This window comes from Holdemania sp., assembly GCF_986127675.1.
This window is the reverse complement of record NZ_CFQZWI010000085.1, coordinates 1-12,994: the sequence shown is the minus strand read 5'-3', so window position 1 is coordinate 12,994 and position 12,994 is coordinate 1. Positions and strand designations below refer to the sequence as shown.

The following is a 12,994-nucleotide window of genomic DNA, read 5'->3' as shown; positions in this document are numbered from 1 at the left end:
CTTCCGATCTCCGCGAGAATATCCGCGAAGTGCAGAATTATCTGACTTCCGTTCGGATTCATGACGATGTGCTGCATTATCTGATCCGCCTGTGCGAACGGACGCGCAAGCTGCCGGCGATTGAGCTGGGTGTGAGTCCGCGCGGTGTTTTGGCGCTGACGCAGATGACCAAAGCCCATGCGGTATTAATGGACCGCAATTACGCGCTGCCGCAGGATGTCCGCGCTGTGTTTAACGACGTCTGTGCGCATCGTCTGATTTTACGTCCGCAGGCCAGGGTAGAAGGAATTATGCCGCAGGCTTTGATGAATGCGGTCCTGGATGAAATTGCGCCGCCGCAGAAACCGGGAGGCGCCTGGGCATGAAGAAAAGCCGGCGTGCTTACGTCGTTTTCTTAATGACCTGTCTGCTTCTGACGTGGTTTTTCAGCAGCCGGCTTGTGTTTCTGATCCTGCTTCTGGGACTGAGTTTACCGGCGGTCCTGGCGATCTTGTTATTTCTGGATGTCAAACGGATGCGCTTTGAGGTCTGTCTGGATGGCAGCATTTTGCGGGGAGAAAAAACGTTTTATCGCATAATCGTCAATCGTTTTCCCCTGTTGGCCGCCGGCCAGCTGCATGTTCAGCTGACGGTTGAAAATCATCTGATTGGACAAATTCAAGAACAATCCGCGGTTTTTGCGCTGGATAAGAAACGGGAGGCCGCGGTCGAGTGGATTCCGGATTGCTGCGGCGAATATTCAATGAGCTGTCAGGCGCTGTGGGTCAGCGATCTGTTCGGTCTGTGCGCTTTCCGATTGCCTCCGCTGTCCAGCCAGAGCCTGACGGTTTATCCGCAGTCAGTGCCGGTCCAGTTAAAGATCACAAAGATGCCGCATGGGATTCTGGAAGGGGAAACCGTCTATGAAAACCGCAAAGGCAGCGATCCCAGCGAGGTGTTCGATCTGCGCGATTATCAACCGCAAGACGATATCCGTCAAATCCACTGGAAGCTTTCCAGCAAGCTCGATACGATGGTCGTCAAGGAAGCCAGCGATACAAGTCACTACGATACGATTTTGATGTTGGACGCCAGTCTGGAGAATCAGGAGCCGGCGGTACTTTCCGCTGTCGTGGAACTGGCGTTATCGTTCAGTCAGAAGCTGATCGAACAGGGTGTGGGTCATCAGGCGGTGTTTGCGGCAGAAAATCAGCTGGCGTCAAAACCGGTACGTTCAGTTCAGGACGGCGCTCAGCTGGCGGCATTCTGGATTCATCTGCGTCTGCCTTCAAGTCCGGGCAATGGTCTGCGCCTGTTCGCGGGCTTGGGGGATCGGAAGCAATACAATAAAATGATTTATGTGACGGCCGGGGATTTCCCGCGGATGCTGAATTCGCTGGACCCGCAGCTGGACGTGACGGCGATTACTGTCAGAGCGGATCAACAGACGATCCACATGAGTGAAAAAGGGCGCTGCCAACAGATTGAGCTGCCGCTGTCCGCATTGGACAACGCAGCCGTGCAGTTGATGATTTAGGAGAGAGAGCATGAGTGAAAAAGGGCGTCGGAAGAAAACCGAAAGAGAAATTGTTTCCGCGATGGAGATTATCGCGGGTTTTCTTCTGCTTGCCGGTTTTGCCGCCCAGCTGGCTGTGATCTGCGCAAGACCAGTCAGCGGCCTTTGGGGTCCGTGGCTGGTTGGCGCCGCGCTGCTTGGATTGCAGGCGGGATTGACGAAAACCAGCCGGCTGCGGCTTTGCCGAAGCCTGTGGCTGGCATGGCTGGGGTTGACGCTGCTTCTTTTGCCATGGCTGGTTTCCGGACTGGTGGCGTGCGTGAATGGCCTGATTCAGGCCTGGAATGTCTATGAGGAGGACGCCCGGAATATTCTGGCTAATCCCTCGTTAACACGTTTCTCTTATTCGATCTTTTTCACCGTCTTGATGAGCGGATTTGCGATTCTGATCTGGACATGGCGCAGCCATCCGGGTCGGATGGGACTGACCGTTCTGCTTCTGATGATGCCCGGGCTGCGGTTACGCTGTGTGTCTTCCTGGGCGATGGTGCTGATGCTGGCGGGGATTGCGGCTCTCTGGCTTCAATGGGTCAACGCGGCGTCTGCGGGAAAACGCTGGCTCTGGCTTGGCGTGATCAGCGCGCTGCTTCTGACATTCATCGGAAAGAATCAGGAATTAATGGAAATGACGCGGCTGCGGAAGGATCTCTTTGCCAATCTGGATACGCTGCGCTATGGTGGGGATTCCCTGCCGCAGGGCGATGTTTGGAAAGCGGATCGTTTATTAAGCGGGGAAGGAGCGACGCTGACGGTTACGACGGAGCAGCTGAAAACCTTTTATCTGCGCGGCTATATTGGCGGCCGATATGAAGGGGGCCGGTGGCTGGCGCTGAAGAAAGCGGCCTATGCCGGAAGCAATGAAGGCATGTTAAAGTGGCTGGAAATGGAGAACTTCCCCGTCGGGGCGCAGTCAGCCGCAGCGCTGAGGCTGGATCCGGATACCCCGCTGCAGGCGAATCGGATAGAAGTGGCCAATCACGGCGCAAATCGGAAATATTCCTACTTTCCTTATTCAGTGGAAGCAGACACTATAACAGGTTCAGTCCGCAGCTGGCTGGATATGGGCTATCATGCTAACGCTCTGTTGGGTTTTCGGCATGGAGAGTTTGTCGAATGGTCTGGCGATCAGCCGGGCGAGCTGCTTCACGCCCCGGATTGGATAAAAGCACCTCAAACGGATGCGCAGCGTCAATACATTCAGGCTGAAGCCGTCTACCGTAGTTTTGTCTATCAGAATTATCTGGATGTCGATGCGGAAACTGAGTCGCTGATCCGCACTTTGTTTCTCAAGGAACCGATGAGCTCTCCGGGAATTTATGAGGCTGTGACGCGAATTCGGGATATTCTGGAAAAGCAGGTTCAATATGCCGAAACACCGCCGCAAACGCCGCAGTCAGCGGATCCGGTCCGCTGGTTTTTAAGCGAGAGCCGAACCGGCAATGCAGTGCAGTACGCCTCTGCGGCCGTCATGGCTTTTCGTGTTATGGGAATTCCAGCCCGTTACGCGGAAGGCTACCGGCTGACCAGAGAACAGATCAGCGCCGGGGGGATCGCAGAGCTGACCGCTCAGGACAGCCATGCCTGGTGCGAGGTGTATCTGGATGGCTTGGGTTGGATTCCTGTCGATGTAACTCCCGGCTGTTATTACGATACATTTGCATTGCTGCAGATGGCGGAACAACCGCAGGATATTGAAATGACGGCAGCCTTGAAGGACTCGGAAGATCCGGGCGAGCTGTTGGACGATCTCGCTTCCCAACCAACCGAACCCCAGACGCCGCTGCCTTCGCCAGTCAGCGGTGTTCTTGGAGCAATCCTGCTTTTGTGCGATTTTGTTCTGTTCTTGCTGATCGTGCTGGAAGTCCGGCGTCAGCTGCGGATAAGCCGCTGGCGGCGGCGTTGGAAAGACGCTTCGGCGCGGGATGAAATATTGTGCAAGCTGATCGGCAGCTTGATGAAAGCTCTGGCAGTTCCTTATCAGCCTGGCTGGAAAGCTGAGCTTACCGCATGGAGGCTGAATCAGAAACTGCCGGGGATCGCGGAAGCGGATATTCTGCGGGCACAGGCGTTGATTGAAAAGCTGATCTATGCTCAAGAGTCGCTGCAGCCCCATGAACAACGCGTCTTGATTTCTGTGATCGAACAGATTTACACCAACCGGAAATCGCTGACAGGCAAAGAACGGCTGCGGCTGCGCTATCGCATCGCATTGTAAAAATTTAATAAACCGCAATCGGTATGAAGGACAAGCTGTCCCTGCCGGATTGCGGTTTTTTCGTGTTCTAGCTGCTTTCTCAGCGTTATCCACTGTCATTTCAAGCATTCTTTTTCTTTGTCTATTCTGCTCTATTTCATGAACAAGGAACAGAAAAAAGCAGCTTCAGAGTGTTCCTGAGAGCTGCTTGTGGTCAGCATTGGTTTTTAAAACATCCGTAAACCGGAAGTCTTGGCGAGTGAAAGGCGAAGGGCAGCGCAATCTGCGGGAAATGTCCGACAGGGAAAGCGTGGCCTTGTTCCATATTGCCTGGGAAATTACTCCTGATGCGTCTGTTCCTGACCCACAGTCGCATTCTGGATCTTTTCTGCTTCCACTAACCGGAAGGCAACCTTGCCATAACGGATCAGCGAGATCAGATTTTCCGCTAACATATCCACCTGTCCGATCACCGTGGCATATTCCACGCCCGGCATGCTTTTTAAGGCAATCTGCAATTCGCCTTCATATTTGCCGGATAATTCGTTATCGAGGGTGATGCACAGTTTATCGCGATCCGGTCCCGGATGAGCTGGAACATGCCCCAAGCCGCGGGTCTGCGTGGCGCGCAGGATGAATTCCGGCTGATCGCTGCGGGATTTCAGCACCACGTTCAAGAGCTTCTGACGCAGCTCATCATCCAGTCGGGAATTAAAGTAGACTGGAACGGAAACGCAATGATGATGTACGATTTCCTGAACCTGTTCCATTTCGGTGCGGGAAGGATTGCCATCGCCGAAAAAGATGTAATCGAACATCCCGGTTGCCGTCAGTTCCCCGGCACTTAAATAAGCCGGTTTGTAGCGGTGATTTTCCACCGTGCATAACCCGTGGCCATACCGGAATAACAGGTTGTCGGCGTCCAGCGAGTTGATGAATACCCCGGTACGGATGCCGCAGGCTTTAAACAGCTTCGCGTTTTTAAACGTGTCGGTAAACGACATGCCGGTGTCCGGATGCGGGAAGAAATTATGCACGGCGATGTAATTTTCAAGGTTGCCATGGCGCTGGATCGCCTTGATCCGATTGATCGGTTCCGCCTGCATCGACGCGTTGTCTTCAATCAATACGCCATCCTCGTTGCAGGTCATCTGCGCGACCAGCTCGTGATCTTCTTCAAAGCCGAAATCCAGACGGATGATCCGGATGCCAAGACGGACAAATAGCGATAAATCGTCCGGTTGGGCGCCGACCTGTTCCATGACGCGACGATTAATGTCGACATGCAGCGTCAGCCCCAGCTTCCGGCATTCACCGATAAGCCATTGAAACGGCGGCTTTAACTGTGTCGGTCCGTTCCAGGCCTGGGGCGATTGGACGGTTGTATAGACCTGGCTGTAACCGAGCGTAACGGCCAGGTTTAATTGTTGTTTCATCACCGCTTCTGACTGCAGATGCGGGTAGAGAGAGATCCCTAAAAGACTCATGGTATTTTCCTCTTTCTTGTTTTTCCTTTCTCATTATAGCGCACTCCGGGTAAAAGAAAAAGGCGGACTTGATCCGGGAGATAATCCGGAACGCCTCCGCCGTAATTCTCAGCTTATTTTTCAAATTCCCGGACGACTTTTTCCATTTCCGTCGGGATGTCGATGTGCTGCGGACACTTGGTTTTGCATGCGCCGCATTTCTGACAATGGGATGCTTTCGCGGTGACGTCCAGCGCGTCGTAGCTTTCCTTTTGGGCCGCGTGGACATTGTAGACGTGAGCGGTATTTAACAGCCGGAAGTTTTTCGGAATGTCCAGACCGAACGGACATGGCATGCAATAGCGGCAGCCGGTGCACGGCACCTGAATCCGGGCCTGGAACAGCTGGCGAGCCTGTTCGATGGTCGCTTGTTCTTCTGCGTTCAGCGGTTCAATTTCGCTGAACGTCTTGACGTTGTCGATGACCTGCTCCATCGTGCTCATGCCGGAAAGCACGGTCTGCACGTTGTCGTGGCCGCCGACCCAGCGCAGTGCCCAGGAAGCGTCGCTCCAATCCGGATGGACGCGCCGGAATTCCGCCTGGATTTCCTCCGGAACGTTCGCTAACATGCCGCCCTTGACCGGCTCCATGATCGTCATCGGGATATTTTTGGCTTTTGCCAGCTCGTAGCCGCGCAATCCCGCCTGAATCTCGGTGTCCATATAATTGAATTGAATCTGGCAGAAGTCCCAGTCGTAAGCGTTGAGGATTTCCTCAAAGACCTCATAATCGTCGTGGAACGAGAAGCCGATCCGGCGAACCTTGCCGCTGTCCAGCACGGATTTCAGATGCGGAAGCAGATTCATTTCCTTGATGTGCTCCCACCGTTCGCGGCTTAAGGCGTGAAGCAGATAAAAGTCGATATAGGAGGTCTGCAGCTTGGTCAGCTGTTCCTCTAAAATCCGATCGAAATCGGCGATGTCCTTGCACATCCAGGTCGGTGATTTGGTGACCAGGTAGAAGCTGCCGCGGGGTTTGGTAGCGACCCACTGACCGACGACTTCCTCGCTTTCAAAGTTGTGGTACGGATAGGCGGTGTCGATATAGTTGACGCCATGTTCGTAGGCGTAGTCGAGCATTTTCATCGTTTCCGGGCGATTGATTTTTCCATCTTCGTTGACGGGGAAACGCATGCAGCCGAAGCCCAGCAAGGAAGTCCGCGCCGGGATTTTCCCTTTTTCTCTGTATTTCATAACAATCCTCTTTCTATGATTCACAACGGCGTCCGCTGTTCAATCCATTTGTTAACTTCATTATACTGCATCGAGGTTCCGGATGTATTTATAAAACGTACTTTTTTTGATTTGCAGCTGATCTAAAGCCTGCTGCAGCGTGCATTCATGCCGCAGATAACGGGCGGCCACGAGGCTGAAGTTTTCCGGCGGGATGTAGCGGGGGCGGCCTAAGTGCTTACCCTTTTCCTTCGCGATCCGGATCCCTTCCGCCTGACGGGTCTTAATGTTGATCCGCTCATTCTCCGCGACAAAGCTGAGAATCTGGAGCACCAGATCGCTGATGAAACAGCCGACGAGGTTATCCGGGCGGCTGCGGGTATCCAATAGCGGCATGTCCAGCACGACAATCTGAACGTCCTGGCGTTTGGTCAAATCCGCCCATTCCTCCAGAATGGCCTGATAATTGCGGCCCAGCCGGTCGATACTTTTGATCACTAATAAATCCTGCGGCCGCAGAACTTCTTTTAACTGACGGTAAGCCTGACGGTCAAAATCCTTGCCGCTCTGCTGATCAATATAAAGCTGCGATTCCGTCAAGCCGAAAGCCTTTAATTCTTCAATCTGGCGGTCCAGATTCTGACTTCGAGAAGATACTCGCGCATAGCCATAATTCACGTTTTTAATTCCTCCTTGACAAACGTTTGGCACGAAAGACAAAAACAGCTATCCCCTCCCTTGAATAGCTGAAATTGTCTGCCGTTTATAAAGGTACACCTTTATAAAAGCGCTTTCATGGTTTTATTATAACATCATCATTTCAGAACGCAAGCGCTTTCAAATCGGAACTAAATAAAATACCCCCTACACAGAAGAAATTGGTGAATAAATAATTTAAATTTTACCTGTTTTAGTTCTGTTCCGCGCTCTCTTGCATAAGTTTTATAAAGGTGTACCTTTGCGGACACGAAAAGAGAGAGGAGCAGTTATGAATAAAGAGGAAATTTTTCAACAGATTCGAGGAAAACTGATCGTTTCCTGTCAAGCCAACGAGGAAGAAAATCCGTTCAATCCGCCAGAGGAAATGACAAGAATGGCGAAGGCTGCCGCGATCGGCGGCTGTGCGGGTTTCCGGGCGAATCGGCCGGAGAATGTGCGGATGATCAAAGAAGCTTTCCCGGATAAAGTCATGATCGGAATCTGGAAAGTCGTCACGGAAGGCTGCGACGTGTATATCACTCCAACGATGAAGGAAGTCGAAGTCCTGCGGGAGATCGGCAGCGACATCATCGCGGTGGACGGCACCGACCGCAATAACTGCAACGGACGCAAAGCCTATGAGCTGATCCGCGAGATTAAGGAAAAGTATCCGGATCAGGTCGTCATGGCGGATATCGCCACGATCAACGACGCCCGCCGCAGTGTGGAAGCCGGCGCGGATATCATCTCGACGACGTTGTCCGGGTATACCGAGGACAGTCTGGATCGCTATGCACTGGGCGCGGATTTTGATCTGATCGAGCAGGTCCGCAGAGAATTCCCAAATATTTTCATCAATGCTGAAGGTCGGATCTGGACGCGCGAAGAAGCGAAAAAGGCGTTTGAATGCGGCGCGGATGTGATTGTCGTGGGCACGGCGATTACCAATCCGATGAGCATCACAAAACGATTTGCGGATTATATCAAGAAGTAGGCATGGTGGGACTGCCTGCTGAATTGAATAGTAGAGGAGGTTGGGAAAACAAAAAGAGAGGGCAGGAATAAAGGAAAATCCTAGAGAGGAGGTACAATATGAATATTGGACTAGGATATGCTTTATTTGTTTCTGTTGTGTGTGCATTCTTTGGATGGACAAACTATGGCTTCGTCAACTTACAGACTACCAAACCGGTCGTCTGCGGCGCTTTGGTCGGTCTTATTTTGGGGGATTTAAGAACGGGCATTATTATCGGCGGTACCTTAACACTGGTTTACATGGGCGTGCAGGGCGTCGGCGCAGCGATTCCGGTCAATGCGACGACAGCGACGACGGTAACGACGGCGCTGTGCATTATTACGGGCGTGGAAATGGAAACGGCGATTGCGATCGCGGTTCCGGTTTCCGTTATGGGTCAGCTGGGCCGGATGGCCGCCTGGACGATCAATACACCGTTGATGCATATTGCGGATAAGTACGCGGAAACGGCGGATTACAAGAAGATGACCCGGCTGCAGCTGGTCGGCTCGCTGGTGTTCTTCATTACGGAATTCATCCCGGTCTTCCTGTGCATTTACTTTGGCTCCAGCTTTGTTACCATGGTCAACGAAAATATGCCGGTGTGGATCTCTGAATGGCTGACAGCCGCTACCGGTATGCTTCCGGCGTTAGGCTTCGGCATGCTGCTGGCGATGATGTACAAAGTCAAATACATTCCGTTCTTTATCGTCGGTTTCGTAATGTGCGCCGTTTTCGGCGGCTCGCTGCTGGCGATCGCGCTGCTGGGTGTTTCGATGGCAATCTTTGTCTTCTTCTTCGGCCCGCAGGGTAAACGGAGAAAAGGAGGTGCGATCTAATGACGGAAAACAGAATGGAACAGCCTGTTAACGATAACAAGATCATTTCGCTGGAACGCAAAGAACTGATGGGCGTCTTCTTACGATTCGCCTGCTTCCCGATGGTCACGATCAACTACGAACGTTTCCAGACGCTGCAGTATTTCTCGGCGCTGGCTCCGGTTCTTAAAAAATTATATCCAAATAAAGAAGATCAGATTTCTGCGGCAAAGCGCCATATGGCGTTCTACAACACGACGCCGGAATGGATGGGCTTCACGCTCGGCATGAACTGCGCACAGGAAGAACAGATCGCCAATATGCCGTATGGCGAGGAACGCACGGCGCTGGAAGAATCCGTCAATACGATCAAGGCGTCCTTAATGGGACCGCTGGCCGGCATCGGCGATTCGCTGCGGGCGACCGTTGAAGCGATCATCGGCGCGCTGGCTGCCGGCTTCGCGATGAACGGCTCGATCTTCGGCGCGATCCTGTTCTTTGTCTTAGGCAATGCGTACTACTTTGGAATTTCCTATTTTGGATTCTTCTACACCTATAAAAATGGTATGAAGGTTATCCGCGATATGAACAAATCCGGAATTCTGGACCGCCTGATGGAAAGTGCCACGATCCTGGGCATGACCGCCGTCGGCGCGCTGATTCCTTCCTGGGTCGGCTTCAAGCTGACCAGCGCGATTCAGATCGGCGATTACGTCTTGAACATTCAGCAGGAATTGGACAACATCATCCCAGGTCTGGCGCCGTTAGCGCTGACGATCTGTCTGGCTTGGCTGTATAAGAAGAACGTTTCTTCATTGAAGCTGGTCGGTTTGATCTTCGTCTTCTCGCTGATCATTTCCCTGATTCTGTGATCATAAAATAGAAAAACAAGGGCGGAATTCACTACGATTTGAAAGGAGAAATAGAATATGGCAGTTATTCAGTATCGACTGGACGGAAGAATGCTGCATGGACAGGTCAGTAACTTTGCGCGTGCGTTGAACATCGAGGAATTTGTGGTGATCAACGAGAAAACGGCGAACGATCCGACCCAGGTCATGCTGCTGGAATTGGCGGCGCTCAATGCCGAAGTCGACGCGGTTTCCCCGCAGGATGCGTATGATTTACTAACCGGCGATGAGCTGGAAGACTACCGCGTGATGGTCGTGTTTAAAGAGATCTTTGATGCTGTGGAATTAGTTAAACTTGGCTATTCCATGAACGAGATCGTCATCAGCGGCATGTACGCCAAAGACAATGAAAATAAGGTCAAAGCGGAAGCTTGCTTGTTTGTCGACGATAAAGATAAAGAAGCATTCCGTTTTCTGGAAGATCATGGTGTTCTGCTCACGCATCAGATTTCACCGGAATATAACAAAAAAATGGTTCATGATCTCGTAAAGTTTTAGCTTGCAGGGCCGACCGTATTCGTCGGCCTTTTCTCACCGGGAAAGGAAAGAAACGCGATGGATGTACAGGAGAATATGAAGGAACGACTGCTGACGTTATGTCAGCGGATGGCGCGGCGCAAGAGCACAGGTCAGAAAAAGCGCACGCTGCTGCAGTTAAGCGAAATGTTGGGAACGCTGGGCTACCGCACGGCGTTGATCGGGAAAAAGGGCATTCATGGGCAGCAGCTGATCGGCGGCGATCCGGAGCATGCCCGCCTGATTGTGGCGGCGGATTTCAATCTGCGTGAAGCTCGAATAATCCCCGGCCGGCAGCGGCTGCTTGATCAATCGGCGAACCGGAAAAATCAACTGGATAATCTGACGGTGACGTTGGTGCTGAGCGTGCTGCTGGCTGTGATGGGCGTGTTGCTGTGCATCGCGGGAACTAAGGAAGACGGGCGCTGGTATTTCTTCATCCTTGCGGCTCTGATTTTTCTAATTGCTTTCGGCTTGGGCCGGCGACAGACTGCGGGCAATGCCGGAAAGAACGCGGCGTTGTTCGCGATGCTGGAATGCGCCCGCACTTACCGCCATCAGCCGGTTGCGTTCTGCTTTCTGGAAGAAACCGGGACGGAGCTGGGGCTGCAGCAGCTGCGCGAGCACTTCCCGCAGGCCCGATTGGTTTATTTGAATCAGCTCGGTCGGGAAAAAGCGCTGTGCGTCATTTTAAAAGGGAAGGAAGCGAAGCTCTGTGAGCTTTGCGCGCAAGCCTGGCCGGAAACTGTCGTTCAGGCAGCGGCGGAACCAGACGACAGCCTGATCCGCAGTTGGGACAGCGGCATTCTGATCAGCACGGCGGATCCTGCCGCAATGACCTGCGAAATGCCGGGCGGCAAGTTCGACGTGCAGATGGACAGCGATCAGATTCGGGCCGCAGTCGGGTTGATCGGCTGGCTGATCCAGATGAATGATTAAACGGCGGACAATGCCTGAAGCACAAAGCCCCGGGAAAACCGCAGGATCAGAATCGGAATAAAGATGAAGGAATAATCAAGGAAAATACAGGCAGCCGAATGAAAAACAGACTGCCGGGAGGTAGAGATGAAAGGTATTTTGTTAATCAGCCACGGCCCTCTGGCCGAAGGAATGTTGAAAACAGCGGAGATCTTTTTCGGCGAAAACATTCCGCAGATGAAAGCGGTCGTTTTGAATACGCAGGATGATCCGGAGGATTTCCGCACACGGCTGCAGGAAGCGGTCAAGGAGGTCGACACCGGAGAAGGTGTTCTGGTCTTTGCGGATTTACTAGGCGGTACGCCGTGCAATCAGTCGGCATTTGTGCTGAACGAACAGGTTACGGTGCTGACCGGCATGAATCTGCCAATGGTCATGGAATGCCTGGGCATGCGCATGGGCGGTGAAATTTCAATGGAGACGCTGGAAGAAACCGCAAGAAACGGCATCGTCAATTTCAATACGATGCTGGAAGAAAAGAAGAAAGCCACCCGTCGCCGCCGCAGTAAGGAACCTGCGGCAGAATCATCGTCCAATTAAACTGAATTTGAAAATCAGGAATCCAAATCTGCCGCAGACAGGTCTTTGATTTCTGATTTTTTTGTGCGCAGCTTGTTTTAAACAGGATAAAATGGTTGAAAATGAACAATAATTTACTGCAAAACAGATGGAAAAGATTGCAAGTCGCCTGCGTCGTGATTAAAATAGAAGCTATGTTTGAAAAGAGGAAACGCTATGAAGAAGAAATTTAATTGGAATTCATTTATCTATAACTTTGTCTTCGTCACGATGATCCTGTCGGTGATCTTCCTGATCATCCGGATCGCCTTGTCGCCTTCCGAGGCTGTCGCCGAAGATGTCCGTGTGAAGAGCGATTATCTGCTGATGCTGGTGCAGTGCATTTTGGGGGTTGTCGCAATGCGGCTGCCGGATTTTATCGAGCATAAAATTCAGATCCAGATTCCCAGCAACATGCTTCTGTTATACGCGGTCTTTCTGTACTGTGCGATTTATCTGGGCGAGGTGCGGGCGTTTTATTACAATGTACCGCATTGGGATACGATCCTGCATACCTTCAGCGGCGGGATGCTGGGGGCACTGGGCTTTTCCTTCGTCACGATCTTAAATAAGTCGGAAAAGATTCCGATGAACCTGTCGCCGGTCTTTGTTGCGGTCTTCGCGTTCTGCTTCGCGGTGACGTTGGGCGTCTTCTGGGAAATCTATGAATTTACCTTTGACGGTATCCTGCGTCTGAATATGCAGAAGTTCATGTTGGAAAACGGAACGCAGCTGATCGGCCGGGCGGCGTTATTGGACACGATGAAGGATCTGATCGTCGACTGTCTGGGAGCGTTGATCATGTCCTTTGTCGGCTACCTGTCGCTGCGTTATAAGACGGGCTGGATTGAAAAGCTGCAGCTGAAATGGCGCAAGGGCGCGATCAAGGATAACAAAACAGCGTAGCGGATCCAGCGGGCAATTAAGAATAATCGGGGGCAAAAAACAAATTGATAAAAAACCTTGAAATAACTCAGGAATGGAATATACTATAAGTGTAGGGACGCTTGAGAAAGCGATACCCGTCAGACACTATCTCTTATTTGAGAAGT

At 52.1% G+C, this 12,994-nt stretch carries 13 protein-coding genes; 10 read left to right on the top strand and 3 right to left on the bottom strand.

The features are described 5' to 3' along the window. The 3 genes from AC5OW4_RS11825 to AC5OW4_RS11815 all read left to right on the top strand — a co-directional run. Positions 1-365 (top strand): AAA family ATPase (locus AC5OW4_RS11825; RefSeq protein WP_493676998.1); only part of this gene is annotated, 365 nt, incomplete at its 5' end. After that, positions 362-1,516: a DUF58 domain-containing protein gene (locus tag AC5OW4_RS11820; protein WP_195397113.1), complete on the top strand. Its 1,155-nt coding sequence runs from the start codon at positions 362-364 to the stop codon at positions 1,514-1,516. The genes AC5OW4_RS11825 and AC5OW4_RS11820, both read left to right, overlap by 4 nt. Positions 1,517-1,526: 10 nt before the next feature. Continuing rightward, on the top strand, positions 1,527-3,770 hold the full coding sequence (locus AC5OW4_RS11815; protein WP_195397114.1) for a transglutaminase-like domain-containing protein: 2,244 nt from the start codon (positions 1,527-1,529) through the stop codon (positions 3,768-3,770). Positions 3,771-4,087: 317 nt separating this feature from the next. Here the strand turns inward: AC5OW4_RS11815 and AC5OW4_RS11810 are convergent, their stop codons facing one another. From AC5OW4_RS11810 to AC5OW4_RS11800, 3 genes are all read right to left on the bottom strand, one after another. Beyond that, the gene (locus AC5OW4_RS11810) at positions 4,088-5,236 is read right to left on the bottom strand and encodes a MupG family TIM beta-alpha barrel fold protein (protein WP_195397115.1); all 1,149 of its coding nucleotides are present in this window, start codon (positions 5,234-5,236) and stop codon (positions 4,088-4,090) included. 113 nt (positions 5,237-5,349) lie between these two features. Beyond that, positions 5,350-6,468, bottom strand: coding sequence for an aldo/keto reductase (locus AC5OW4_RS11805; RefSeq protein WP_195397116.1), 1,119 nt, complete (start codon positions 6,466-6,468; stop codon positions 5,350-5,352). A gap of 60 nt (positions 6,469-6,528) precedes the next feature. After that, positions 6,529-7,125: a recombinase family protein gene (locus tag AC5OW4_RS11800; RefSeq protein ID WP_308560295.1), complete on the bottom strand. Its 597-nt coding sequence runs from the start codon at positions 7,123-7,125 to the stop codon at positions 6,529-6,531. Positions 7,126-7,435: 310 nt separating this feature from the next. Between AC5OW4_RS11800 and AC5OW4_RS11795 the strand changes: the two genes are divergently transcribed. From AC5OW4_RS11795 to AC5OW4_RS11765, 7 genes are all read left to right on the top strand, one after another. Further along, complete coding sequence (locus AC5OW4_RS11795) at positions 7,436-8,140, top strand: N-acetylmannosamine-6-phosphate 2-epimerase (protein WP_072682994.1); 705 nt, start codon at positions 7,436-7,438, stop codon at positions 8,138-8,140. A 98-nt stretch (positions 8,141-8,238) separates the two neighbouring features. Further along, the gene (locus tag AC5OW4_RS11790; RefSeq protein ID WP_006057367.1) at positions 8,239-9,000 is read left to right on the top strand and encodes a PTS mannose/fructose/sorbose/N-acetylgalactosamine transporter subunit IIC; all 762 of its coding nucleotides are present in this window, start codon (positions 8,239-8,241) and stop codon (positions 8,998-9,000) included. Then, positions 9,000-9,851, top strand: a complete 852-nt coding sequence (locus AC5OW4_RS11785; RefSeq protein WP_072682995.1) for a PTS system mannose/fructose/sorbose family transporter subunit IID — start codon at positions 9,000-9,002, stop codon at positions 9,849-9,851. Before AC5OW4_RS11790 ends, AC5OW4_RS11785 begins: the two co-directional genes overlap by 1 nt. A 57-nt stretch (positions 9,852-9,908) precedes the next feature. After that, the gene (locus AC5OW4_RS11780; protein ID WP_072682996.1) at positions 9,909-10,388 is read left to right on the top strand and encodes a PTS sugar transporter subunit IIB; all 480 of its coding nucleotides are present in this window, start codon (positions 9,909-9,911) and stop codon (positions 10,386-10,388) included. Between the two features lie 57 nt (positions 10,389-10,445). Next, positions 10,446-11,345 (top strand): hypothetical protein, encoded by a 900-nt coding sequence (locus AC5OW4_RS11775; RefSeq protein WP_195397119.1) that lies wholly within the window; start codon positions 10,446-10,448, stop codon positions 11,343-11,345. A gap of 126 nt (positions 11,346-11,471) precedes the next feature. Continuing rightward, a complete protein-coding gene (locus tag AC5OW4_RS11770; RefSeq protein WP_072682998.1) occupies positions 11,472-11,924 on the top strand; it encodes a PTS sugar transporter subunit IIA in 453 nt (150 codons plus the stop codon). 195 nt (positions 11,925-12,119) lie between these two features. Next, positions 12,120-12,848, top strand: a complete 729-nt coding sequence (locus tag AC5OW4_RS11765) for a DUF2238 domain-containing protein (protein ID WP_072682999.1) — start codon at positions 12,120-12,122, stop codon at positions 12,846-12,848. Positions 12,849-12,994: the final 146 nt, after the last annotated feature.

What these genes read in the sequence shown, in the direction of transcription:
- AC5OW4_RS11820 (WP_195397113.1), top strand. Translation starts at nt 362, where the DNA reads ATGAAGAAAAGCCGGCGTGCTTACGTCGTTTTCTTAATGACCTGTCTG.
- AC5OW4_RS11815 (WP_195397114.1), top strand. Translation starts at nt 1,527, where the DNA reads ATGAGTGAAAAAGGGCGTCGGAAGAAAACCGAAAGAGAAATTGTTTCC.
- AC5OW4_RS11810 (WP_195397115.1), bottom strand. Translation starts at nt 5,236, where the DNA reads ATGAGTCTTTTAGGGATCTCTCTCTACCCGCATCTGCAGTCAGAAGCG.
- AC5OW4_RS11805 (WP_195397116.1), bottom strand. Translation starts at nt 6,468, where the DNA reads ATGAAATACAGAGAAAAAGGGAAAATCCCGGCGCGGACTTCCTTGCTG.
- AC5OW4_RS11795 (WP_072682994.1), top strand. Translation starts at nt 7,436, where the DNA reads ATGAATAAAGAGGAAATTTTTCAACAGATTCGAGGAAAACTGATCGTT.
- AC5OW4_RS11790 (WP_006057367.1), top strand. Translation starts at nt 8,239, where the DNA reads ATGAATATTGGACTAGGATATGCTTTATTTGTTTCTGTTGTGTGTGCA.
- AC5OW4_RS11785 (WP_072682995.1), top strand. Translation starts at nt 9,000, where the DNA reads ATGACGGAAAACAGAATGGAACAGCCTGTTAACGATAACAAGATCATT.
- AC5OW4_RS11780 (WP_072682996.1), top strand. Translation starts at nt 9,909, where the DNA reads ATGGCAGTTATTCAGTATCGACTGGACGGAAGAATGCTGCATGGACAG.
- AC5OW4_RS11775 (WP_195397119.1), top strand. Translation starts at nt 10,446, where the DNA reads ATGGATGTACAGGAGAATATGAAGGAACGACTGCTGACGTTATGTCAG.
- AC5OW4_RS11770 (WP_072682998.1), top strand. Translation starts at nt 11,472, where the DNA reads ATGAAAGGTATTTTGTTAATCAGCCACGGCCCTCTGGCCGAAGGAATG.
- AC5OW4_RS11765 (WP_072682999.1), top strand. Translation starts at nt 12,120, where the DNA reads ATGAAGAAGAAATTTAATTGGAATTCATTTATCTATAACTTTGTCTTC.